At 66.6% G+C, this 22,615-nt stretch carries 20 protein-coding genes; 5 read left to right on the top strand and 15 right to left on the bottom strand.

Going from position 1 to position 22,615, the window contains the following annotated elements:
* Positions 1-3: 3 nt before the first annotated feature.
* A complete protein-coding gene (locus tag ACTJI4_RS02625) occupies positions 4-2,667 on the top strand; it encodes a TonB-dependent receptor (RefSeq protein WP_392918300.1) in 2,664 nt (887 codons plus the stop codon).
* Positions 2,668-2,757: 90 nt separating this feature from the next.
* Positions 2,758-5,094, top strand: a complete 2,337-nt coding sequence (locus ACTJI4_RS02620) for a family 20 glycosylhydrolase (protein ID WP_440868423.1) — start codon at positions 2,758-2,760, stop codon at positions 5,092-5,094.
* 200 nt (positions 5,095-5,294) lie between these two features.
* On the opposite strand, the gene ACTJI4_RS02615 is transcribed toward ACTJI4_RS02620, so the two are convergent.
* Both ACTJI4_RS02615 and ACTJI4_RS02610 read right to left on the bottom strand, forming a co-directional pair.
* Entirely contained in the window at positions 5,295-5,684 is a 390-nt protein-coding gene (locus ACTJI4_RS02615) for a VanZ family protein (protein ID WP_440868422.1), read from the bottom strand.
* 1 nt (position 5,685) lies between these two features.
* Positions 5,686-6,870: a class I SAM-dependent methyltransferase gene (locus tag ACTJI4_RS02610; protein ID WP_392918308.1), complete on the bottom strand. Its 1,185-nt coding sequence runs from the start codon at positions 6,868-6,870 to the stop codon at positions 5,686-5,688.
* A 55-nt stretch (positions 6,871-6,925) separates the two neighbouring features.
* Between ACTJI4_RS02610 and ACTJI4_RS02605 the strand changes: the two genes are divergently transcribed.
* On the top strand, positions 6,926-7,663 hold the full coding sequence (locus tag ACTJI4_RS02605) for a pteridine reductase (protein WP_392918311.1): 738 nt from the start codon (positions 6,926-6,928) through the stop codon (positions 7,661-7,663).
* Positions 7,664-7,765: 102 nt separating this feature from the next.
* Here ACTJI4_RS02605 and folK read toward each other — a convergent pair whose 3' ends face one another.
* The gene (gene folK / locus ACTJI4_RS02600; RefSeq protein WP_440868421.1) at positions 7,766-8,248 is read right to left on the bottom strand and encodes a 2-amino-4-hydroxy-6-hydroxymethyldihydropteridine diphosphokinase; all 483 of its coding nucleotides are present in this window, start codon (positions 8,246-8,248) and stop codon (positions 7,766-7,768) included.
* 84 nt (positions 8,249-8,332) lie between these two features.
* Here folK and ACTJI4_RS02595 point away from each other — a divergent pair, with 84 nt between their 5' ends.
* Positions 8,333-9,070, top strand: coding sequence for a 20S proteasome subunit A/B (locus ACTJI4_RS02595; RefSeq protein WP_392918317.1), 738 nt, complete (start codon positions 8,333-8,335; stop codon positions 9,068-9,070).
* A gap of 50 nt (positions 9,071-9,120) precedes the next feature.
* On the opposite strand, the gene ACTJI4_RS02590 is transcribed toward ACTJI4_RS02595, so the two are convergent.
* The 4 genes from ACTJI4_RS02590 to ACTJI4_RS02575 form a co-directional block, all read right to left on the bottom strand.
* Positions 9,121-10,641, bottom strand: coding sequence for an ATP-binding protein (locus ACTJI4_RS02590; RefSeq protein WP_440868420.1), 1,521 nt, complete (start codon positions 10,639-10,641; stop codon positions 9,121-9,123).
* A gap of 3 nt (positions 10,642-10,644) precedes the next feature.
* Positions 10,645-11,085 carry a response regulator gene (locus ACTJI4_RS02585; protein WP_392918323.1) on the bottom strand — a complete coding sequence of 147 codons (441 nt, stop codon included), beginning with the start codon at positions 11,083-11,085 and terminating at the stop codon, positions 10,645-10,647.
* On the bottom strand, positions 11,082-12,902 hold the full coding sequence (locus ACTJI4_RS02580; RefSeq protein WP_440868419.1) for a sensor histidine kinase: 1,821 nt from the start codon (positions 12,900-12,902) through the stop codon (positions 11,082-11,084). Before ACTJI4_RS02580 ends, ACTJI4_RS02585 begins: the two co-directional genes overlap by 4 nt.
* Positions 12,903-13,091: 189 nt before the next feature.
* Positions 13,092-13,469: a BON domain-containing protein gene (locus ACTJI4_RS02575; RefSeq protein ID WP_392918330.1), complete on the bottom strand. Its 378-nt coding sequence runs from the start codon at positions 13,467-13,469 to the stop codon at positions 13,092-13,094.
* 173 nt (positions 13,470-13,642) lie between these two features.
* On the opposite strand from ACTJI4_RS02575, the gene ACTJI4_RS02570 reads away from it, so the two are divergent.
* Positions 13,643-14,686: an oxidoreductase gene (locus ACTJI4_RS02570; RefSeq protein WP_392918333.1), complete on the top strand. Its 1,044-nt coding sequence runs from the start codon at positions 13,643-13,645 to the stop codon at positions 14,684-14,686.
* 2 nt (positions 14,687-14,688) lie between these two features.
* Here the strand turns inward: ACTJI4_RS02570 and gnd are convergent, their stop codons facing one another.
* The 8 genes from gnd to ACTJI4_RS02530 form a co-directional block, all read right to left on the bottom strand.
* Positions 14,689-15,594, bottom strand: a complete 906-nt coding sequence (gene gnd, locus ACTJI4_RS02565) for a phosphogluconate dehydrogenase (NAD(+)-dependent, decarboxylating) (protein ID WP_440868418.1) — start codon at positions 15,592-15,594, stop codon at positions 14,689-14,691.
* A 3-nt stretch (positions 15,595-15,597) separates the two neighbouring features.
* A complete protein-coding gene (locus tag ACTJI4_RS02560; RefSeq protein ID WP_440868623.1) occupies positions 15,598-16,818 on the bottom strand; it encodes a hypothetical protein in 1,221 nt (406 codons plus the stop codon).
* 79 nt (positions 16,819-16,897) lie between these two features.
* Positions 16,898-17,584, bottom strand: coding sequence for a DUF2242 domain-containing protein (locus tag ACTJI4_RS02555; RefSeq protein WP_392918342.1), 687 nt, complete (start codon positions 17,582-17,584; stop codon positions 16,898-16,900).
* 248 nt (positions 17,585-17,832) lie between these two features.
* Complete coding sequence (locus ACTJI4_RS02550) at positions 17,833-20,010, bottom strand: carboxy terminal-processing peptidase (RefSeq protein WP_392918345.1); 2,178 nt, start codon at positions 20,008-20,010, stop codon at positions 17,833-17,835.
* 113 nt (positions 20,011-20,123) lie between these two features.
* Positions 20,124-20,273, bottom strand: a complete 150-nt coding sequence (locus ACTJI4_RS02545) for a hypothetical protein (protein WP_440868417.1) — start codon at positions 20,271-20,273, stop codon at positions 20,124-20,126.
* A 249-nt stretch (positions 20,274-20,522) separates the two neighbouring features.
* Positions 20,523-21,533: a lipoyl synthase gene (gene lipA, locus ACTJI4_RS02540; RefSeq protein ID WP_392918353.1), complete on the bottom strand. Its 1,011-nt coding sequence runs from the start codon at positions 21,531-21,533 to the stop codon at positions 20,523-20,525.
* 18 nt (positions 21,534-21,551) lie between these two features.
* Positions 21,552-22,259, bottom strand: coding sequence for a lipoyl(octanoyl) transferase LipB (lipB, locus tag ACTJI4_RS02535; RefSeq protein ID WP_392918356.1), 708 nt, complete (start codon positions 22,257-22,259; stop codon positions 21,552-21,554).
* A complete protein-coding gene (locus ACTJI4_RS02530; protein ID WP_392918359.1) occupies positions 22,247-22,525 on the bottom strand; it encodes a DUF493 family protein in 279 nt (92 codons plus the stop codon). The genes lipB and ACTJI4_RS02530 overlap by 13 nt, the downstream gene beginning before the upstream one ends.
* Positions 22,526-22,615 lie beyond the last annotated feature (90 nt).

Here is a 22,615-nt window from a genome sequence, read left to right as displayed (position 1 = left end):
ATCATGAACCACCGCAAGAGCCTGCTTTCGGCAGCCATTTTCAGCTGTATCGTCTTCGGCGCCCAGGCGCAGGAAGCACAGCCCACCGCAACCGACCTGGACACCGTGACCGTCACCGGTATCCGCGGTTCGATGGAGAAATCGCTCGACACCAAGCGTGAAGCCAATGCGCGCCTGGAAGTGGTGACCGCCGAAGACGTCGGCAAGCTGCCGGCGCACAACGTGGCCGATACCCTGCAGCGCCTGCCGGGCGTGAACATCAGCTCTGCCAGCGCCGACGAAGGTGGCTTCGACGAGGCCGACCGCGTCAGCCTGCGCGGCACCAGCCCCAGCCTCACCCAGACCCTGATCGACGGCCACAGCGTCGGCTCGGCCGACTGGTTCGTGCTCAGCCAGGGCAACAACGTTGGCCGCAGCGTCAGCTACTCGCTGCTGCCGTCCGAACTGGTCAGCTCGGTGGAAGTGAACAAGTCCTCGCAGGCCAAGCTGCAGGACGGCGGCACCACGGGTACCGTCAACATCATCACCCGCAAGCCACTGGCATTCTCCAAGCAGCTGAGCGCTGAAGCGTCGTTGGGCGCGGTGCGTTCAGACCAGGCCGACTCCACCGATCCGCAGTTCTCGGGCCTGTTCAACTACAAGAACGCCGACAGCACCTTCGGCGTGATGGTGCAGGGCTTCTACCAGAAGCGCGAGCTGCGCCGCGAGGCGCAGGAAATCCCGGGCGGCTTCTTCAAGATCAAGGCCACCGACCCGGTAGCGGCAACCAACCCGGACCTGGTCGGCGTCAACGTGCCCGGCCTGCTGGGTTCGACCCTGTTCGAGCAGACCCGTGAGCGCAAGGGTGGCCTGGTCACCCTGCAGTGGAAGCCGATCGACGACCTGACCCTCGGCCTGAGCGGCTTCACGTCCGAGCTGGAAGCAAACAACTACAACCGCAACTACATGATGTGGGGTGGCAACTTCGCCGCGTCGCAGGCGCCGAACCCCGGTTACACCATCACCGATGGCGTGCTCAGCAACGCCACCTACGCGGGCGTACCGGGCACCAACTACGCCGTGTACGACATGATTTACCGTGAAGCGACGGCCAAGACCAGCTATGTCACCTTCGATGCCGATTGGGCGATCAACGACAACCTGACCGCCAAGTTCCAGGCCGGTACCACCAAGGGCACCGGCGAGACGCCGCGTCAGTTCATCGCCGAAGTCACCCTGGGCCAGGGCGGCGGCGCCAGCTGGGCCACCCACGGCGCAGGCTCGCCGGTGGATTGGGCCGTGGGCGGCGACACCAGCCCGAGCGGCGTAAGCAGCTTCGGCACCTGGGGCAACCAGCAGGTCAAGGCGGAAGACAAGGAAGACTGGGCGTCGCTGGACTTCAACCAGTACTTCACCAATGGGGGCGCGCTGAGCTCGATCGACTTCGGCCTGCGCTTCGCCGACCACGAGCGTGAGGCACTGTCGCCGGAAGGCGCCAGCCCGGGCGACATCTGGTCGGCCCTGCAGGGCAGCGCTACCGGCAATTACCCGGGGAACTTCGCCAGCGGCATCGGCGGCAACTTCCCGCGCGACATCTGGTATTACACGCCGGACGCGCTGAAGACGGCGATTCTCAACAACTCCACCTGGCTGTCCAACAATGACGGCCCGACCGGCCGCCACAACTATGGCGCCGAGTGGAAGGTGAAGGAAAAGAACTTCGCCGGCTACGTGCAGGCCAACTTCACCGGTGACTGGTGGAGCGGTAATGTCGGCCTGCGTTACGTAGACATCAAGCAGGACATCGACACCTACCTGGCGGTCGCCGATGCCTCGCGCGCCGACGTGAGCAGCCTGTTTGGCATGTGGCAGCGCCAGGCCTTCCAGAACAAGCACAGCCGCGTGCTGCCGAGCGCCAACATCAAGTTCGACCTGGACGACAACCTGGTACTGCGCGTAGCCGCATCGCAGACCCAGACCCTGCCCGATTACTCGGCACTGGGTGCGTCTGCCTGGGGTTCGGACCTGAACAAGACCGGCGGTGGCGGCAACCCGGAACTGAAGCCGACCATCGGCAGCAACCTGGATGCCAACCTGGAGTGGTACTTCATGCCGCGCGGCCTGCTGTCGGTCGGTGCTTACCACATCGACCTGAAGGACTACGTTGCGTTCGACGTGATCAACAAGCAGCTCTTCAGCGAACTGACCAACCAGCTTGAAACCTACGCCGTCTCCACCCCGATCAATGCCGACGGCAAGGTCACCGGCGTGGAAGTGGCGTACGAGCAGCCGATCGGCGAGAACTTCGGTTTCAACGCCAACTACACCTACGCCAACGGCAGCTCGGCGCACACCTGGGCCGACGGCAGCCACAACCTGCTGGGTACCTCGAAGAACACCTACAACGTGGGCGCCTTCTTCGAGAACGAAACCTTCGGTGCACGCGTCAGCTACACCCGCCGTTCGTCGTTCCTGATCAGCCTGTCCGGTGCAAACCCGTACTACCAGGATGATTTCGGCACGCTCTCGGCCTCGCTGAGCTACGCGCCGACCAAGTGGATGAGCATCACCCTGGACGGCCTGAACCTCAACAACCCAACCTACAAGTACTACCAGAGCGCGTCCATTCCGACCTCGTTCTACTCCAACGGGCGCCAGTACTACCTGAACTTCCGCTTCAAGTACTGACAGCTCCGCGCCATGTGGTAAAGCTGTACACCAGAAACGGGCCCGGACATCCGGGCCCGTTTTTTTAACCCGCACCAAAGGAATGACCCGATGCACACCCGCACCCGTCGTACCTCGCTTTCGCTGCTGCCGCTGGCCCTGGCGCTCTCGCTGGCCCCGCTGGCACATGCCACCGATGCCCAGGCCCCCGATGGCCCGCGCGCCCTGCCCGGCTCGCTCCCCCTGATTCCCGCCCCCGCCCAGGTCGAACGCCTGGACGGTGCCGATTACACCGTGACCGCCACCACCGCGCTGCGCGCGCAGGGCGCCGCAGCCGCGCGCGTGGCCAGCCAGTTCGCCTCGATGCTGCGCCAGAGTGGCGGGCCCGCCCTGCAGCCGTCCACCACCCGGGGCACCGATGGCATCCGCTTCGTGCTCGACGGAACGCTGAAAACCGGCGCAGAGGGCTACCAGCTGCGCAGCGACGCGCGTGGCGTGACCGTGCAGGCCGCCACCGAAGCCGGCCTGTTCTATGGCGCGGCTACCCTGTCACAGCTGCTCACCGGTAGCAGCAGCGGCGCCGTACCAGCGCTGCGCATCGACGATGCGCCGCGCTTCAGCTGGCGCGGGCTGATGCTCGATTCGGCCCGCCATTTCCAGAGCCTGGACGAGATCAAGCGCGTGCTCGACGCGATGGCCGAACAGAAGCTCAACACCTTCCACTGGCATCTCACCGATGACCAGGGCTGGCGCATGGAGATCAAGCGCTACCCGAAGCTGACCGGGGTGGGCAGCTGCCGCATCCCGGCCGGCGATGGCGGCCGCGATCCGGCCACCGGCGCGCCGCGCCCATATTGCGGCTTCTACACCCAGGCGCAGATCCGCGAGGTGATCGCGTATGCGGCCGCGCTGCACATCCAGGTCATTCCGGAAATTGACGTTCCGGGCCATGCCACTGCAGCGATTGCCGCGTATCCGGAATTGGGCACCCTCAATACCCCGCTGCAGCCGCTCAGCGAATGGGGCGTGTTCCCGAACCTGTTCAACACCGAGGAGAGCACGTTCCAGTTCCTGGAGAACGTGCTTGAAGAGGTCATCGAACTGTTCCCCGCCAAGTACGTCCACGTGGGCGGCGACGAAGCGGTCAAGGACCAGTGGGAGGCCAGCCCACGCGTGCAGGAACGCATGCGCGCGGTGGGCGCGGGCACTGAAAATGAAATGCAGGCGCACCTGATCAAGCGCCTGGAGAAATTCCTGGAGCAGCACGATCGCCGCCTGATCGGGTGGGATGAAATCCTCGAAGGCGGCCTGCCACCGGAAGCCACGGTGATGTCCTGGCGCGGCACAGAGGGTGGCCTCAAGGCCGCCAGCGAAGGCCACGACGTGGTGATGTCGCCGGTGACCGACATGTACATGGACTACCTGCAGACCAACTCGGAGAACGAGCCGCCGGGCCGACCGCTGACCACCCCGCTGGCCCGCGTATATGGCTTCGAGCCGGTGCCGGATGCCTTGGCCAGGGACAAGGAGCAGCACATCCTGGGCCTGCAGGCCAACATGTTCACCGAGCACACGCGGAGCGTGGCGCGGCTGCACCACAACGTGTTCCCGCGTCTGGCCGCGGTCGCCGAAACCGGCTGGACGCCGCGTGACCGCCGCAACTTCGCCGACTTCCTGGCGCGGCTGCCCTCGCAGCTGCAGCGCTGGCAGGCGATGGGCATCGCGTATGCGCAGACGCCGTTCGAAGTGGAAGCGGATGTCACCGACGACCGCAAGGCCGGCACCGCCACCCTGGCCCTGCGCACCCCGCTCAACTATGACATCCGCTACAGCGTGGATGGCAGCGCGGTCACGGCGCAGTCGCCGCGCTACGTCGCGCCGCTGACCCAGCCGCTTCCGGTGGGCGTACAGGCCGCTGCCTTCTTCAACGGGCAGGCGCTGGCCAAATCGGCGAGCCGCTTCGACATCACCGCGCAGTCGCTGCTGATCCGCAACGACGAGCATCTGGCGATGTGCCCCGGCGAAGGCAAGCTGCTGCTGCGGCTGGAGGACGATGGCCCGGCCGACGGCGAACGCGCCATCTTCAACGTCAACATCTTCAACCCGTGCTGGCTGTGGCAAGGCGCGGATGTGGAGGGCATTGCGAAACTGCGGGTGCGCGCAGGGCAGATTCCGTACTACTTCCAGCTGGCCCACGACGAGCCACAGCGGCGCTTCGTGCCGGCGCGCAGCGCACACGGCGAGATGGACATCCTCAACGCACAGTGCGATGGCAAGCCGCTGGCCAGCGTGGCGCTGCCGGCCAAGCCCGGTGCCGATGGCTTCATCACGCTGGAAGCGGCGCTGCCGCGTTCACTGAAGGGCCGCCAGGACCTGTGCGTGCGCTTCACCGGCGACACCCGCCCCACCATGTGGGTGCTGGACACGTGGGAGTTGGTACTGTGTTGATCAACCAGCGGTACCAGCCGCTGGCCGACACCGCTGTCGGGGGAATGGGGTAGGGTCGGTTCCCGAACGACCGCAGTGAACAAGTCAACGCCCGGTAACGCATGACCTGCACCGAAGCAAATGCCGTTGTCGTTGATTGCAATGCGTTACCGGGGTTACAACCGTTATCGGCGGTCGTTTGGGAACCGACCCTACCCCGATCAGCCTTTCATCCGAATGAGCAGGTCACGGAACGGCGTGAAGGCCACCGCCATGCCGGCGACCACGCCGACGCTGTTGGCCAGCGCATCCATCGGGTCGGCCATGCGGTCGGTGGTCAGTGCCCCCTGCAGGAATTCAATGCCCACGCCCAGCAGCACCAGCCCGGCACCCGCCCACAGCAGCGCCGCGCGCGTGCGGTAGATCTGCACCGCCGCCGAGGCCAGCAGGAAGTACGCCAGGAAGTGCTCGACCTTGTCGCTGTTCTGCGGCAATGCCAGTGGTGGCGGCGGGATCAGGCAGACCACGATCGTGACCGCGATCGCCAGCCACCACAGGCCCAGCCACACGCGCGGGAAGCGCAGCGGCTTCAGCATTCCGGTTTCGGTCATCTCAGAGCCGCCAGGTCAGGTCGCCGAGCAGGAACGCCGGGTCGAAATCCACGTCGCGCTGGAAGCCCATCACCTGGAAGCGCTCGCCCATTTCGCTGGGGAGGGTGAGTTTCTTCACCTGGTCACGCAGGCGCAGCTTGCCGATCTCGTCGGCACGCTCCTCGGCCAGTGCCAGCAATCCATCCAGGCCATTGCCAAGGAGGAAGCTGGACTGGGTGCAGTAGCCGGCGAGCTCGAAACCGGCATGGGTACCGGCTTCGGCCAGCGCGGTGAAATCCACCGACGCGGTCAGGTCCTGCAGGCCCGGCCAGAGGAACACGTCGTTGTGCACGTGGTGGCGGTAGAAGGCGCGCACGGTGCCATCGTCGCGGTCATCGCGGTAGTACTCGTTGCGCGGGTAGCCATAATCAACGAACAGCATCGCGCCGCGCTTCAGACCGCCGGCCACCGCCTGGATCCAGTACGGCAGGTGCGGCAGCAGTTCGGAACGGTAGCCATCGGCGAACGGCTTTTCCCGGTAGCGCTCCAGGTGCCGCACGGCCGAGGTCAGCATGGCATCGGCCGGCTGCGCGCCGCGGATGAAGCGCCCGTCGGCATCCAGCTCTACGGTTTCCTCATAGACCATGCCGTCACGGGCAAGGAAGCGCGGGGTTGGCAGGGCGTCGATCACCTCGTTGGCGAACACCACGCCGTCCCAGTCATCATCGAACGGGCGGTCCAGCCATTCGACCAAGGCGAACAGCGGTGGCACCAGCGCCTTCTCGAGGCGCTCGCGCTGACGTTCGCGCAGGTCCGCACTGGGCTCCAGGATCGCGTAGCGCTCCGGCAGCGCATCCAGTTCCAGCATGCGCTTGAGCAGAATCTCGGCGAATGCGCCACTGCCGCCGCCCAGCTCCAGGAAGCGCGCCTGCGGGCCGAGCTGCTGCATCACCGGGGCAACGGCGTTGGCCACGGTCGCGGTGAACAGCGGCCCCAGTTCCGGCGCGGTGGTGAAATCGCCATCCGCACCGAACTTGCTGGCGCCGGCGCTGTAATAGCCCCAGCCCGGCGCATACAGGCTCAGTTCCATGAACCGGGCAAAGGGCATGGCGCCGCCGTTGGCGAGGATTTCGGCGCGCAGCGCGGCGGCCAGTTCGTCGCTGTGGGCCAGGGCGTCGGCATCGGGCGTGGGCAGGGAAGAATGCATGGTGCGGGCGATTGCGGTGACAATGCACAGCATAGCCGAGCAGGAAGGAGCCCCGATGACCGCCACCACACCCGTCGTGCTGATCACCGGCAGTGCGCGCCGGATCGGCGCGGCCATTGCCCGCCAGTTCCATTCCTGTGGCTGGTCGGTGGTGCTGCACGCACACACCTCCACGGCCGAACTGCAGCAGATGGCCTTTGACCTGGACATGCTGCGTCCGGGCAGCGTGCTGGCCCTGCAGGCCGACCTGCGCGACGCCGACGCCCTGCCGGATCTGGTGGAACAGACCGTGGCCCAGTTCGGGCGGCTGGATGCGCTGGTCAACAATGCCTCCAACTTCTACCCCACCCTGCTTGGCCAGATCACCGCCGCGCAGTGGGACGACCTGTTCGCGGTGAATGCCCGTGCGCCGCTGCTGCTGGCGCAGGCCGCCGCCCCGCAGTTGCGCCGGCACCAGGGCTGCATCGTCAACCTCACCGACCTGCACGGCACCCAGCCGATGCGCGACCACCCGGTGTACGCCGCGGCCAAGGCGGCGCTGGAAATGATCACCCGCTCGCTGGCGCTGGAGCTGGCGCCGAAGGTGCGGGTCAATGCGGTGGCGCCAGGGGCGATCCTGTGGCCCGAACAGGGCAAGGACGATTTCGCCCAGCAGGCGCTGCTGGCGCGGACTCCGCTGGGCCGCACCGGAACGGTGGAGGAGATCGCCGAGGCGGTCTACTGGCTGGTCAGCGATGCCCCGTTCGTGACCGGGCACACGTTGCGGGTGGATGGCGGTCGGCAGTTGACCTGATTGCCGGCATCGTATCGACCAACGGTCGATACCTACCCGATCAACCGTATCGACCAACGGTCGATACCTACCCGATCACCGGTAGGTGACGACCGTTGGTCGTCACACCTCGACCACCTCGAATTGGTCGCCGAACTGCCGATGCGCCCGCCACAACGTGGCCAGGTCCAGGCCACTGACCGGGTCGATGAAGTCCGGCACGATATCGGCCAGCGGCTTGAGCACGAACGCGTGCTTCAGCTCCGGGCGCGGAATCCGCAGGTGCCCCGGTCCCTCCACGATCAGGTCGCCGTAGAACACCACGTCGATATCCAGCGTACGGTCGCTGAAACGCGGCCCGCTGCGGTCCCGCCCGTGCGCGTCCTCCAGCGCATGCAGCCACCGGTCCAGCTCCTCCAGCGGCGCATCGGTCTCGATCGCGACCGCATTGTTGAGGAAGGCCGGGCCGTCGAAGCCCACGGCGGCGGTGCGGTACGCCGGGGACACCCGGATATCGCCGAAACGCCCGCGCAGCGCGGCCACCGCAGCGTGAAGGTGCTGCTGCGGTTGCAGGTTGCTGCCCAGGCTGAGGAGCACAGTGGTCATGGTATTCAGCGTAGGTGAGGCGAATCCACGCAGGGCCAACAGGTGCTCCGCGTAGAATCGGGGTGCACATCATAGGACACCGACATGACCTATTGCGTCGGCATTGTGGTGGACGAGGGCCTGGTCTTCGCCGCCGATACCCGTACCAACGCGTCGCTGGACGACGTACGCGTGCACCGCAAGCTGCACGAATTCGAGTTTCCCGGCGAGGCCGCGTTCGTGATCATGGCCGCCGGCAACCTGGCCACCACCCAGCTGCTGATCTCCCGGCTGCACCGCGACATCGAGGAGCAGCGGCCGGAGAACCTGCGCGCCTACCGGCACCTGTTCGAGGTAGCCGAGTATGTGGGTCGGGTGCTCGTGGACAGCCAGGTCAAATGCAGCAGTCCCGAACACGGCCATGATGGGGTCAACACCCAGGCGACCCTGATCCTGGGTGGCCAGGTCGGCGGCGAACACCCGGGCATGTACATGATCTATCCACTGGGCAATGCGATTGCCGCCTCACCGGAAACGCCCTACCTCCAGATCGGTGAATCCAAGTACGGCAAGCCGATCCTGGACCGGATCATCCGCCCGCAGACCCGACTGGATGATGCGGCGCGCACGGCGATCGTGTCCCTGGATTCCACCATCCGTTCCAACCTTTCAGTGGGCCTGCCGATCGACCTGGTGCTGCTGCGCGCCGGTGACCTGCGCGTCAGCCACCGCATGCGCCTGGCCGGCGACAGCCCGCTGTATGCGGAGATCCATGGCAACTGGTCGCGCCGGCTGGAACACGCCGTGGCCAGCCTGCCCAGCTTCCCTTGGGAAGACGCGTAGACACCGCCCGTTGGTCGGCATTCCCCAGGGTCACGACCAACGGTCGTGACCTACCGCGTGAACGCCAGCGCCTCGGCCACCGAGCGGAACACCTGCTGCATTTCCAGCGGTTTGCGCAGCACGTGCACTTCGACACCCTCCGGGAAGGTTTCCAGCGGTACCGGAACCTCGGCGTCCTCCAGCACCAGCGCCGGGCCGCGATAGCCCAGCGCGGCCATCTCATCGAGCAGATGGCTGGCTGAAAGCAGCTTGGCCCCGGCATCGGCGATCACCAGTGCCGGCATCGCCTCCTGCTGCATCCAGCGCAGCGCAGCGCCGCCATCCGAGGCCAGCTGCAGGTGGTAGCCCTGGCTGGACAAGGCATTGCCCAGCAGCGACAGGCGGGTGGCTTCACCATCCACCACCAGGATTGACTGGCCCGCGCCTGCCGCCACCGGTTGTGCCTGCGGTTCAGCGTCTACCGTCTCCTGGTGCATTGGCAGCCGCAATTCGAAGCAGCTGCCCACACCCGGCGTGCTTTCCACCCGGATGCTGCCCTGGGCGCCCTCGATGATGCGCTTGCAGGAAATCAGCCCGAGTCCCGTGCCATTGACCTTGGTGGTGAAGAACGGATTGAACAGGTGCGCCAGCACCTCGGCACTCATGCCCACGCCCTCGTCCGACACCGAGATGCGCAGCCAGTCCCGGCCGTCCGCATCCGGATCGGCCGCCGCGCGCAGGGTCAACCGGCCGCCATTGGGCATGGCCTGGATCGCGTTCAGCGCCAGGTTCAACAGCACCTGCTGCAGCTCGGTGTAGTTGGCATCCACGGCCAGGTCAGCGCCGTCCACGTCCAGGTGCAGGCTGACCCGCGCCGGCAGGGTGCTGCGCAACAGCAGCTCGATCGCTTCGAACAGGTGGGTGATCTGGATCCGCTCGCTCGGGCTGCGCGAGCCGCGCACGAACGACAGCATCGATTCGGCCATTTCATGCCCGCGTCGGCCACATTCGGCAATCACGTCGGCCAGGTGGTGGAGCTGCGGATCGTCGGTACGCGCCTTGAGCAGCTCGGGCATGATCAGCAGCGGCTGCAGGATGTTGCGCAGGTCGTGGCTGAGTCCAGCGGCCAGCAGCGACAGGCTTTCCAGCCGCTGCGCGCGCATCAGCTCCGCTTCCACCCGCTGGCGGTCGATGGTGCCGCGCGCCTCGCGCACGGCGCGCGCGACCGCCGAGGGCAGCCGCGCCGGCTGGTGCTTGATGATGTAATCGTTGGCGCCCTGGTGCAGGGCGGCCACGGCGTTCTCTTCGCCGATGGTGCCCGAGACGAAGATGAAGGGGACATCCGGGTGCCAGCCACGCACGATTTCCAATGCCTGGTTCCCCGAAAAACCCGGCATGGCCAGGTCGGAGAGGACGATGTCAGGCGCAAACCTCAGCAGCGCATCGCGCAGTTCGGCAGCGGTCTCGACCCGCTCGAAGCTGGCCTCGAGCCCGGCGTCGAGCATCTGCCCGCACATCAACTCGGCATCTTCGGGCGAATCCTCCACCAGCAGGATGCGCAGGTGTCCCAGCGGGGGGCCAGTGAGCGGCATGGGTTATTCGACCTCCGGGGCCTGGTTGATCACCGCCCAGAATTTTCCCAGCGTCTGCACGGCACCGAAGAACTGGTCCACGTCCACTGGCTTCACCACATAGGCATTGACACCCAGGTCCCAGCTGCGGGCCAGGTCGCTCTCTTCGCGCGAGGAGGACAGGATCACCACCGGCAGGCGCTTGAGCTCCTCGGCGCTGCGGATCTGTCGCAGCACCTCCAGCCCATCCATGCGCGGCATCTTGATATCCAGCAGCAGCACCGCAGGCAGGCCTTCGTCACGGTTGGCGAAGGCACCACGGCGCAGGAGGTAGTCCATCGCCTCGACGCCGTCCTCGACGTGGACGATGGGGTTGGCCAGGCGCGCTTCCTTCAGGGCGTCAATGGCCATTTCAGCATCGGCGGGGCTGTCCTCGGCAAGCAGGATGGTGCGAAGAGCGGTCATGCGACGGGGCCTTTGTTGAGTGCGTCGAGAGAGGAAGGCAGCAGGAAGTGGAACGCAGCACCCTGGTCCACCGCCGATTCGGCCCAGATGCGGCCACCGTGGCGGGCGAGCACGCGGCGAACGCTGGCCAGGCCGATGCCGGTACCGGGGTATTCGCTGGCCTTGTGCAGGCGCTGGAACACCCCGAACAACTTGTCGGCGTAGGCCATGTCGAAACCGGCACCATTGTCGCGCACGCTGAACAGGTGGCTCCCATCGGGCTGGCGCGCGTACGCCACCTCGATGCGCGCCGGTTCGGCGTGGGCCGAGTATTTCACGGCATTGCCGAGCAGGTTCAACCACAGCTGGCGCATCATGTTGTCGTCGGCGACCAGGACCGGCAGCGGCGCGATCTTCCATTCAATGCGCCGCGTCACCCCGGCCTGCTCGGCGTCACTCCGGGCGTTGGCGTCGAGCAGCGCGCGGGTATCCGCCACCAGCGACTGCATGTCCACCGCCTGCAGGCGCATCGCCGCACGGCCCAGCCGCGAATACACCAGCAGGTCGTCGATCAGTGCGGCCATGCGCCGCGCCGAGCCGGCAATCACGTCGAGGTAGTGGCGGGATCTTTCGTCCACACCCTCCCCCAGATGCCGCGTCAGCTTGTCCGAAAACCCGGCGACGTGGCGCAGCGGCGCGCGCAGGTCGTGCGACACCGAATAGCTGAAGGCTTCCAGCTCGCGATTGACCTCCGACACCTGTTCCACCTTGCCTTCGAGCTGGCGGTTCAGTTCCTCCACGCGTTGCTGTACGGCCCGCTGCACGGTCACGTCGGTGATCGTCATCAGCACCACTTCGTCGTCGCGATCCGGCAGGGGCATGCGCCTGGCGTTGATCAGCAGGGTGCGTACCTGGCCATCATCGGTGCGCTGTTCGTGCTCGAAGTCCCATAGTTCACGGCCGCGCAGCAGCACGTCCATCAGCCGCTGGCGCACCGCCGGATCGCTCCAGGCGCCATCACCCAGCGTCTCCAGGGCACGCCCGTCGGTGACCGCGTCGTCATGCAGGCCATACAGCTCGGAAAACGCCGGGTTGTGCAGCTGGACCCTCAGTTCGCGGTCAAGCAGCACAATCGGCTCCCGCACCGTATTGAGCACCGATGCCGCACGTGCCGAGGCACGCCGCGTGGCGCGTTCGGCGGTAGCGCGGTGCAGCATCTGCCGATGCAGGAGCCACAGCACCAGGCCCAGCAACAGCAACTGGACCACCAGCGCGGTCCACGAGACCAGCTCGCTCTGGCGCTGCTGCTGGGCGAACACCGCCGAACGCTGGGCCAGCAGTTCTTCCTCGCGGTCCTGCAGCTCCTCGATCAGACCACGGATCGGGTAGCGGGTGGTGAGGTCCCGCACCAGCTGGCGCTGGTCGTCGTCGGGGCTGGAACGCGCCAGCTCGGCGGCCAGCTCCATGCGCCGGTCGAGCAGTGACTGGATGCGGCCGATGCGCACCAGTTGTTCGGGATTGTCGCGGGTCAGCTCGGTCAGCCGCGCCAGCCGCGCCGGGATGTGGCGGGCCTGGTCAAGCCGCTCGCGCAGTCCTGGCGCGTCGATGCCCTTGGACAGGGTCAGTGCCGCCGATTCCACGTCGCGCACGTCGGCCTGCAACTGGTACACGGCAACGCCCACGTCCTGGGTGTGGGTGACCCAGCGCATCGCGTCGAGGTTCTCGTCGGACAGGCGGCGCAACGTCAGCCATGGCACCACGATGATGGCCACGGCCGCCAGGCCGAGGGCCGGCAACCGCCAGCGGTCCCAGAGTTCATCACTGAAAACCAGTGCCATAGACCCTCGTTGGCGTGCATGTTCCCCTTCCCCCGCCTGCGTCATCCATGACCAGCGACGATGCCGACAGCGGCGACGTCCTGAATATACTCCACACCAACGTGAATACGGGACGGGACCGGACAGCACCGCCAGCCACGAAAAAGGGCGCGCCTGACGGCGCGCCCCGTGTTCATCTGGTGCATCGGATCAGCGCTTGGCGGCGGCCGAAGCAACCATCAGCGCACTCGCGTCGACGCTCTTCACGCCCTTGATGGCCTTGGCCTTGGCAATGGCCTTGTCATGCTCGGCCTTGGAATCCACCGTGCCCGACAGCGAAACCACGCCGTTGACGGTCTCAACCTTTACTTCGGTACCGGACACGTTCTTGGTGGCGATCAGCTCGCTCTTGACCTTGGTGGTGATCCAGGTATCGGTCACCGGCTCGGACGAGTCGTGCATGTCCGCGTGGGTCATGGCGGCTTTGTCGGTGGTCTTCGGCGGGTCCTTGGCCATGGCCGCCGAGGTGCCCAGCAGCATGCCGAAAGCGAGCGAAGCAGCAAGCAGATTACGGGTAGTGTTGGTCATGTGCGGTGTCTCCCTGGTTAGTGGGTCCAGTGTCGGCGCCGGGGCGTGGACAACACGTCGCTGCAGGATCACGCTGCCGTGAACCGCTCAGGTTCACCCCGCTGACGGTTCATGTTTCCGCACTGCATCATTTGCAATCATTCCTACCTTACGCAAACCTGGAAGCTGCAGACATGACCACGATCGCGCAGGTCGGCTTGATCGGATACGGACTGGCTGGAAGCGTTTTCCATGCACCGCTGATCCAGCACACGCCGGGTATTGCCCTGCACAGCATCGTCAGTTCGCAGCGCGAGCGGCTGCTGCGCAGCTTCACCGATGTGCACATCCATGCGGACGTGGCACCGCTGCTGGCGGACCCGGCAGTAGACGCCGTGGTGATTGCCACGCCCAATGCACAGCATGCACCGCTGGCCCTGGCGGCGTTGCGCGCGGGCAAGCACGTACTGGTCGACAAACCATTCGCCTTGAGCACGGCCGAAGCAGTGGCGGTGGTGGATGCGGCGCGCGACGCCGAACGCGTGGTGTGCGTGTTCCAGAACCGGCGCTACGACGCCGACTTCCTGAGCCTGCGCACTGTGCTGGCGTCCGGCACGCTGGGCCGCGTTGCCGAATGCCATTCGCACTTCGACCGCTTCCGCCCGCAGGTGCGCGATCGCTGGCGCGAGAGCGATGTGCCGGGCAGCGGATTGTGGATGGACCTGGGCCCGCACCTGCTGGACCAGATGCTGCAGCTGTTCGGCTGGCCCGAGGCGATCAGCGCCGACATCACCGCGCAGCGCGACGGCGCGCGCAGCGACGACTACTTCCACGCGGTGCTGCACTACCCGGCGATGCGCGCCATCGTGCATGCCGGTTCGCTGGTGGCCGCGTCGGCGCCACGGTTCGCCGTGCATGGCAGCGCCGGCAGTTATCTCAAGGAAGGCCTGGATGTGCAGGAAGACCAGCTGCGCCAGGGCATCGCCCCGGGCGCCCCGGGCTGGGGCCTGGACCCGCAGCATGGGCAACGGGTGCAGGTGGATGCCGAAGGAAAGGTCCATCGGCAGACCGTGGACAATGCCATTGGCGACTATCGCCGGTTCTACGCGGCGTTCCGCGATGCGATTCTCGGCGAAGGCGAAGCGCCAGTAAGCACCGGAGAAGCATTGCAACTGATGCGGCTGCTGGAGGCCGGCCGTGAAAGCGCCGACAGCGGCCGGCGCGTGGATCTTCGGTAAGGCTATTCCTTGACCATCGCGTGGCCGCCGAACTGGTTGCGCAGCGCGGAAAGCATGCGGTCGCTGAAGGAATTCTTTTCGCGTGAGCGCAGCCGCTCCAGCAGCGACAGGGTGATCACCGGGGCGGAGACATCCAGGTCGATCGCTTCGGCCACCGTCCAGCGGCCTTCGCCGGAATCGGGCACGAACGGCGCGATACCGTCCAGTTGGGGGTTGCGGGCCAAGGCGTCGGCACTCAGGTCCAGCAGCCAGGACCGCACCACGCTGCCGTGCTGCCAGGCCGCCGCGACCTGGCCCAGGTCGAGGTTGAACTCCGTCTTGCGCTGCATCAGCGCGAAGCCTTCGGCATAGGCCTGCATCATTCCGTACTCGATGCCGTTGTGGACCATCTTGCAGTAGTGGCCGGCCCCGCTTGGTCCCGCGTGGACCCAGCCGCGATCCTCGGCCGGGGCCAGGGTGCGGAAGATCGCACCGACGCGCTCGACGGCGGCCGCGTCGCCACCAATCATCAGGCTGTAGCCTTCCTGCAGGCCCCACACGCCGCCACTGGTGCCGCAGTCAAGGAAGGTCACGTCCTCCTCGATCAGCTGCGTGGCGCGGCGCATGGAATCCTTGTAATACGAGTTGCCGCCGTCGATCACCACGTCACCTTCGGAAAGATGCGGCGACAGCGCGGCAAGGGTCTGGTCGACCACCTCGCCTGCCGGCACCATCAGCCACACCACGCGCGGTACCGACAGCTTCGCCAGCGCCTCGGCCGCCGTCGCGCTCACTTCGAAGCCGCGCCCGGCAGCGCTGGTGCGCGCCGCTTCACCGGGGTCCACGCCGATCACGCGGTGGCCGCCGCGATGCAGCCGTTCGGCCATGTTGGCGCCCATGCGCCCCAGTCCAATCATTGCAATTTCCATGACTCACCTTTGCTCGGGTTGCGAATAGGTTGACGCTGCCGTGCACTGCTGGAGCTGCGTCTGGATCCAGCGGTGGTACAGCGTGGTATGCAGGTTGTGCAGGCCCAGCTCGAACGCGAACGGCGTACGCGGATTGCGGTCGAGCAGGCGTGCGATGTGATAGCCCACCGGACGTATACCGCGCGGGTGCACATAAATCACGAACTCCCGATAGAACGGATCGTCCAGCAGCGCGTCCAGTTCAGCCAGCAGCGGCTGCTGGTCGGCCGGCAACGCAGCGCGCAGCGCCGGGTCGCGCTCGGCCAGCAGCCGCTCGAAGCGACGCAGCCCAGGCCCCGGCATGCGCCCGGCCACCTCCCAGATCCGGCGGTTGATGCGGTCGTAGTAGGCAAAGCCTCCGTGGATGCGCAGCGCCTCGGCGGCCGCCGCGCCCACGTCGACGATGACGAAGTTCTCGGCCTGGTTGTTGATGTCATCCAGGTACACCGGATCGAACACGTGCTCGATGAAGCCCGGCGCCCCGACGAACGCCTGGCGCCCGCGCTGCGAGGTGCGCACCGCCTTGCCATCGGCGAAGAACCCGCCAGCATGGTGGCCGAGCAGGATGCTGTCGGTGTCGTGCAGGGTCAGGAAGGTGCCGATGGACAGTTCGCCGGGGGTAAACGCCTTATCGAACGCGGTATCGCCATAGAGCTCGCGCTGGGTGGCCAACTGCGCCACCTGCCGGCCTACCCCGCATTCGCTGCGCACCCGGCCCTCATAGAAGGCCTGCACGGCCGCGCTGTTGGATCCGTGTGGCTGGTAGCCGCGCCCCAGGCTGCGGAAGCCTTGCCAGCCCTGTGCACGTGCACCGGCCGGCCCAAAGCCGATCCAGCCAAGCTGCAGACCCGAAAAACGGTAACCGGGGTTGTCCTGCAGGCGGGTGGCGGCACGACGCGTGGCCTTGCCCAGTTCAAACGCATAGGCGCATACGGTCGCCGGATCGTCCAGCAGGGCGCGCAGGAAACGCTCGCGCTGTGGGCCGGGCCACGCACGCGGCAGCTGCACCTGCAGATCGCCGGCAGCCTGCGCCTCGCGCAGGTCGGCGCGCTCGCAGACGGGGCCACCGTGCACGCTGGGCGCGGCGATGTCAGCTTCCTGGAGCTGCCAACCAAGGCGTTCGACCAGCCGTTGCACGCAGGCGCCCGGCTCGGCGCGCCCTTCCGCGACCGCAAGCACGCCCATTGTCGCGGTCAGCAGTACGCCCACGGCGCGCAGTCTGCGCGAGGGATGACGGCCCCTGCCCGGCATGCTTCGCGCCCGCTCAGTGCACGGCGTCTGGCGTATCGCTGGCGGGCACCGGGGGCGGCGTGGGCGTGGCAGGCGGTGCCGGGACCGATGCAGGAACCGGCGCCTGCGCAGGCTCGGGAACCGGCGTCACCGGCGGCACGGGGGCCGGCGGAACCGTCGCGGGTGCCGGCTCGGGCGTGCTGGCCTTGGCCGCTGGCAGGTACTGCTGCAGGCGGGTGAAGAAACGGCGGTAGAAGTCGCCGTCCTGCACGGTGCTGCTGGCCACTTTCACCAGCGAATCGTCGTTGCTGCCGAACGGCAGCGACACCGACCCCAGCGCGCCCACGCCTACGCTGGCCGAGGTCGGGCTCTTCTTCAACGCATAGCGGTCCTGCACCGCACTGATGAACACCAGCGCCTCGTCGCCGCGCGCGGCGCAGGAAATGCGCAGCACCAGCTGCTCATGCTCGTCTTCGCGCGGCTGGAAATTCTTGTTGCCTTCGACCGCGTCCGGATCGGCGCGGGCAATCGCGTAGCCCTGGCTCAGCAAGGTACGCCGGGCCGCCTCGCAGGCCTGCGCCGGGGTGCCCGGCACGGTGCGCGAGTACATGTCGCCGGAATCGAAGGATTCACGCAGCAGGGTGCTGTCGGCGGCACGGCCACCGCAGGCGCTGAGGGTCACGGCCAGGAGGCTGGCCGCCAGTGCATGGGAAGGCCGCATGGGCGCTCCTGCAGGAGGGGATCGCCTGAGCATAGGCCCGGCGGCGTATGCGTGGGGTCTAAACACGAAGGGCCGGCGTTTCCGCCGGCCCTTCGTTTTCCGTTGGTTCACGCGGTCACGACCAACGGTCGTGACCTACCGGCCCGGTGCGCCGACACCCGGTAGCGCACGACCGTTGGCCGATACCAGGTAGCGCACGACCGTTGGTCGATATCAGGTAGCGCACGACCGTTGGTCGTGCGCTCCCGTCAGTCAGCCCAGCGGCCGGCCGCGGTCGACTGCGGCAGCACCTGCGCCGACAACGGGCGGTCCTCCGCCAACAGGTTCACCGCGTCGGCCAGGATCGCGGCCGACTCGCGCAGCAGCGGGTCCGGACGCTTTTCGGCGGCCTTCTCGCGGGCGGCATCCTTGACGATGTCGCGCTCGTTGCCGGTCAGGCCATCGTCGTTGCTGTCATCGGCCAGCGGATCCAGGTCCAGGCCCAGCTCCTTGCGGGTTGCCTGACGCTGCTTGCGCTGGGTTTCCTGGCGCTCGCGCTCGGTCCGGCGCTCGGCCTCGTTGAGCGAGATGTACTTCTTGGCCGCTTCGGTGCGGAACTGCTCCACGTCCTCATTCCACCACTGGAATTCTTTGTCCGACGCGATGCGCGAGGCATGCAGGGTTTCCAGCTTGGGCAGCAGCGGGCCGAAGTTGCCGTACTGGGTGTGCGGCACGGCGGCGATGCGGGTCCACGGCAGCGCGTTGTCGTAGGTGCTTTCACCGTACTCGGTGGCGTCCACGCTGGCCGGGAAGGCCAGGTCCGGCACCACGCCCTTGTGCTGTGTGCTGCTGCCGCTGACGCGGAAGAACTGCGCGATGGTCAGCTTGACCTGGCCGAAGCGCTGGGCCTCACCGCTGGGCCAACGGTCCAGGTCGACGATGTTCTGCACGGTGCCCTTGCCAAAGGTCGTTTCACCGATCACCAGCCCACGGCCGTAATCCTGGATGGCGCCGGCGAAAATTTCCGAAGCCGAAGCCGAACCGCGGTTGATCAGCACGGCCAGCGGGCCGTCCCACGCCACTGCTTCGCTGCGATCGTTGTTGACCGTGACCCGGCCACCGGATTCGCGCACCTGTACCACCGGGCCCTGTTCGATGAACAGGCCGGTGAGCTCGATCGCCTCGTCCAGCGAACCGCCACCGTTATTGCGCAGGTCAAGGACCACGCCATCGAGCTTGTCGTTCTTGAAGCCAGCCAACAGCTTGGCCACATCACGCGTGGCCGAGGCGTAATCGGCCGCATTACGGCGGCGGCCTTCGAAGTCCTGGTAGAACGTGGGCAGCTTGATCACGCCGACCTTGCGCGCCGGTGCCCCATCCTTGGCCGGGATGGTCAGCGTTTCGCCCTTCGCTGCCTGCTCGGCCAGGCGCACCTTCTGCCGGGTCAGCACCAGCATGTGCGGCTTGCCGTCCACGCCTTCCTCGGCCGGAATGAATTCCAGCCGCACCTGCGTGTCCTTCTTGCCGCGGATCTTGGCCACCACGTCGTCGATGCGCCAGCCGATCACATCCTCGACCGGACCCGACTTGCCCTGGCCCACCCCCACGATGCGATCACCCGGCTTGAGCGTGCCGTTCACGGCGGCCGGACCACCGGCGATGACCTCGCGGATCACCACCATGTCATCCTGGCGCTGCAGCTGCGCGCCGATCCCTTCCAGCGACAGCGACATGGCCTGGTTGAAATTCTCGGCCGTGCGCGGGGTGAAGTAATCGGTGTGCGGATCGACCGCGCTGGTATAGGCATTGAGGAAGAACTGGAACACGTCCTCCCCCTTCAGTTCGTTGACTGACTTCTCCAGCTGCGCGTAGCGCTTGTCCAGCGTCTTGCGGATCTCGGCCGGCTGCTTGCCGGCCAGCTTCAGGCGCAGCCAATCGTTCTTGACCGACTTGCGCCACAGGTCGTCGAGCTCGGCGCTGCTGGCCGCCCACGGCACGTCCTTGCGGTCGTACTCGAAGCGCTCATCGCTGCTGAAATCGAAATCCTGCTTGAGCAGCTTGCGCGCGTAACCCACGCGCTCGCCAACCCGCTGCTTGTACACCGCGAACACCTGGAACGCCGGCTCCAGCTCACCGCCGCGGATGGCCGACGAAATGTTCGACTCGAACGGTGCGAACTTGGTGATGTCGGCCTGGGTGAAGAACTGCTTGCTGCCGTCCAGCGATTCCAGGTAACGCTTGAACACGTCCTTGGAGGTCGCCGCATCCAGCGCGCGCGGCCGGTACGCATAGCGGCTGTCCGAGAGCAGCCCGTACACCAGCTTGGAGGTCGTCACCTGGTCGGCCGTGGCCGCCGACGGCAGCGCCGGCGAATCGGCATAGGCAGCCAGCGCCAGCGGCGCGGTCAGCGCCAGGGCCATCAGGAATGCGGGGGCTTTGAATTTCATCGACTTGCTCATGGCACCTTGCCAACGGGGAGACTGCGTGCGGATCAGACCACACGACAGTGCCGAAAGTTGCGGGGTTTGTCATCCACCGCGCCAGAACGCGGATTTCCAGCCTAAACGGCGGCCTGTATCAAATTGTGAATGACGCGGAATTGCCGCGTGGAAAGGGGTTCAGGGGCGAAACCGCGCGGCGGCCTGAACCATTCGGCGGTCGGCAGGCATTCAGGCGCCGGGAAGCTTTGACGGTCTTCGATCAGGTTCATCGCGAGCGTTCAGGGCCCCCGCCGCAGCCGGCAGGCCCCTGTGCAAATGTCCCCCGGCGGTCGCCCTGCGGCGACGGCCTCCTCCTTTACTTTGCCAGGACCCTGCCGGCCGCGACGGGGCAAGGCTTGCGGTTAGCGATGGAAAAGCAGAAGGCGGGGTGCAACGCCGGTGGGTCGAGTGCCGGGGCGGCATACCCTTGGAGGCGAAGTAAAGGAGGAGGTGTCGGCCTCTGGCCGACGCCGGGGGACTCAGGCGACGCCAGCGCCCTTGGCCTGCACATCCGCGTGGTACGAAGAGCGCACCATCGGGCCGGAGGCTACGTGGCTGAAGCCCAGCTCGTAGCCGTAGACCTCCAGTTCCTTGTATTCCTCGGGCGTCCAGTAACGCAGCACCGGGTGGTGGTGCGCCGTCGGCTGCAGGTACTGGCCGATGGTGATCATGTCCACGTCGTGGGCACGCAGGTCGCGCATGGTCGCCCGCACCTGGTCCATGTCCTCGCCCAGGCCCAGCATGATGCCGGACTTGGTCGCGATCGACGGGTGCTGTGCCTTGAAGTTCTTCAGCAGCGTCAGCGACCACTGGTAATCCGCGCCCGGGCGTACGTTGCGGTACAGGTCCGGCACGGTTTCGATGTTGTGGTTGAACACATCCGGCGGGTTGGTCGCCAGGATGTCCAGCGCCCGCTCCATGCGGCCCTTGCCGCGGAAGTCCGGCGTGAGCACCTCGATGCGCGTGTTCGGCGACCTGGCCCGGATCGCCCCGATGCAGTCGGCGAAGTGCTGGGCACCGCCGTCGCGCAGGTCGTCGCGGTCCACGCTGGTCACCACCACGTACTTCAGGCCCATGTCCGCCACGGTCTGCGCCAGGCTGGCCGGCTCATTCGCGTCCGGCGGCTTCGGTCGGCCGTGGGCCACGTCGCAGAACGAGCAGCGCCGCGTGCAGACCTCGCCGAGGATCATGAATGTCGCGGTGCCATGGCTGAAGCACTCATGGATGTTGGGGCAGCTGGCTTCTTCGCAGACCGTCACCAGGCGGTTCTCGCGCAGCTTGGCCTTCAGCGTCTGTACCGCGTTGCCCGATGGAATCCGGACCCGGATCCACGAGGGCTTGCGCAGCACCGGTGCGTCGGCGAACTGCACCGGCGAGCGGCCGATCTTGTCACCGCCCAGCTGTTTGACCCCGGCCTGCAACGGCGCGGCGGACGGCGTGTCGCCCTGCACGACCTGCAGGGGAATGATGCGAGCGGTGGTTTCAGTCATGGCCTTGGTCGGCGGCGCTCAGGCCGCGTCAGTCAGATCGGGCAGGTCCGTGGCAGGCTGGAGGTCCAACCCAAACTGCCGGGCCAGATGGCCCAGCAGTACCGGCTTGACGGCCGCCATGCCGGACGGTCCCCCCAAGTCTACCACCGAGGTTACCTGCAGCCCTTGGTAGCCACAGGGATTGATGCGGTGGAACGGCTCCAGGTCCATGGCCACATTGAAGGCCAGGCCATGGAACGTGCTGCCGCGGCGGACCCGGATGCCCAGCGCGGCCACCTTGGCCCCGCCCACGTACACCCCCGGCGCGCCATCCAGCCGTTCAGCGCCGATATTCCATTCATCCAGCGTATCGATGATCGCCTGCTCGATCCGGCACACGTAATCGCGCACCCCGATTCCCAGCCGGCGCAGCTGCAGCAGCGGATAGACCACGATCTGGCCCGGACCGTGATAGGTCACCTGGCCACCACGGTCCACATGCAGCACCGGAATATCGCCCGGGGCCAGCACGTGTTCGTCCTTGCCGGCCTGGCCCAGGGTGAATACCGGGTCGTGCTCAACCACCCACAGCTCATCCAGGCTGTCGTCGTTGCGCGCATCCGTGAAACGCTGCATTGCATGCCAGACCGGCGCATAGGGCTGGCGCCCCAGGTCGCGCACGATGGCCGGCTGCGCCGGGCGCTGGCCCGGTGCAGCGTTCGAATCGCCGCCGGTTACAGCGTCCACTTCACTTCCGGATGGCTGCGCAGCGCCTCATGGGCCAGGTCCAGCTGTTCGCGGTTTTCGGCCTTGAAGACCAGCTTCACGGCAACGTATTTGCCATTGGACGAGGTCTTCCAGGTGATGCGCTCTTTGAGCACCTGGATACCCGCCACATGCAGCAGCTGCGGGAGTTCGTGCTCCAGACCGATGTTCGCAGCGCCCATCGCGCTGAGCTCGAATTGACCGGGGAACTGGAAGCCGTGTTCGGGATTGTCAGACTTGATTTCCATGCCCCCGATTATGGGGATGGAAACGCCTGAACCCAAGCGCTGCACGATCGTGCCCACAGCTGCGCCGAACATTACGTGAAGATCGGTCTT

The sequence above is a fragment of the Stenotrophomonas sp. 22385 genome (assembly GCF_052045085.1).
Lineage (GTDB): Bacteria > Pseudomonadota > Gammaproteobacteria > Xanthomonadales > Xanthomonadaceae > Stenotrophomonas.
The sequence above is the reverse complement of the archived record's forward strand: the minus strand, read 5'-3'. Positions and strand labels throughout refer to the sequence as shown.

Coding starts and splice junctions, on each gene's coding strand:
- ACTJI4_RS02625 (WP_392918300.1), top strand. CDS start 4: ATGAACCACCGCAAGAGCCTGCTTTCGGCAGCCATTTTCAGCTGTATC.
- ACTJI4_RS02620 (WP_440868423.1), top strand. CDS start 2,758: ATGCACACCCGCACCCGTCGTACCTCGCTTTCGCTGCTGCCGCTGGCC.
- ACTJI4_RS02615 (WP_440868422.1), bottom strand. CDS start 5,684: ATGACCGAAACCGGAATGCTGAAGCCGCTGCGCTTCCCGCGCGTGTGG.
- ACTJI4_RS02610 (WP_392918308.1), bottom strand. CDS start 6,870: ATGCATTCTTCCCTGCCCACGCCCGATGCCGACGCCCTGGCCCACAGC.
- ACTJI4_RS02605 (WP_392918311.1), top strand. CDS start 6,926: ATGACCGCCACCACACCCGTCGTGCTGATCACCGGCAGTGCGCGCCGG.
- folK (WP_440868421.1), bottom strand. CDS start 8,248: ATGACCACTGTGCTCCTCAGCCTGGGCAGCAACCTGCAACCGCAGCAG.
- ACTJI4_RS02595 (WP_392918317.1), top strand. CDS start 8,333: ATGACCTATTGCGTCGGCATTGTGGTGGACGAGGGCCTGGTCTTCGCC.
- ACTJI4_RS02590 (WP_440868420.1), bottom strand. CDS start 10,641: ATGCCGCTCACTGGCCCCCCGCTGGGACACCTGCGCATCCTGCTGGTG.
- ACTJI4_RS02585 (WP_392918323.1), bottom strand. CDS start 11,085: ATGACCGCTCTTCGCACCATCCTGCTTGCCGAGGACAGCCCCGCCGAT.
- ACTJI4_RS02580 (WP_440868419.1), bottom strand. CDS start 12,902: ATGGCACTGGTTTTCAGTGATGAACTCTGGGACCGCTGGCGGTTGCCG.
- ACTJI4_RS02575 (WP_392918330.1), bottom strand. CDS start 13,469: ATGACCAACACTACCCGTAATCTGCTTGCTGCTTCGCTCGCTTTCGGC.
- ACTJI4_RS02570 (WP_392918333.1), top strand. CDS start 13,643: ATGACCACGATCGCGCAGGTCGGCTTGATCGGATACGGACTGGCTGGA.
- gnd (WP_440868418.1), bottom strand. CDS start 15,594: ATGGAAATTGCAATGATTGGACTGGGGCGCATGGGCGCCAACATGGCC.
- ACTJI4_RS02560 (WP_440868623.1), bottom strand. CDS start 16,818: ATGGGCGTGCTTGCGGTCGCGGAAGGGCGCGCCGAGCCGGGCGCCTGC.
- ACTJI4_RS02555 (WP_392918342.1), bottom strand. CDS start 17,584: ATGCGGCCTTCCCATGCACTGGCGGCCAGCCTCCTGGCCGTGACCCTC.
- ACTJI4_RS02550 (WP_392918345.1), bottom strand. CDS start 20,010: ATGAAATTCAAAGCCCCCGCATTCCTGATGGCCCTGGCGCTGACCGCG.
- ACTJI4_RS02545 (WP_440868417.1), bottom strand. CDS start 20,273: ATGAACCTGATCGAAGACCGTCAAAGCTTCCCGGCGCCTGAATGCCTG.
- lipA (WP_392918353.1), bottom strand. CDS start 21,533: ATGACTGAAACCACCGCTCGCATCATTCCCCTGCAGGTCGTGCAGGGC.
- ACTJI4_RS02530 (WP_392918359.1), bottom strand. CDS start 22,525: ATGGAAATCAAGTCTGACAATCCCGAACACGGCTTCCAGTTCCCCGGT.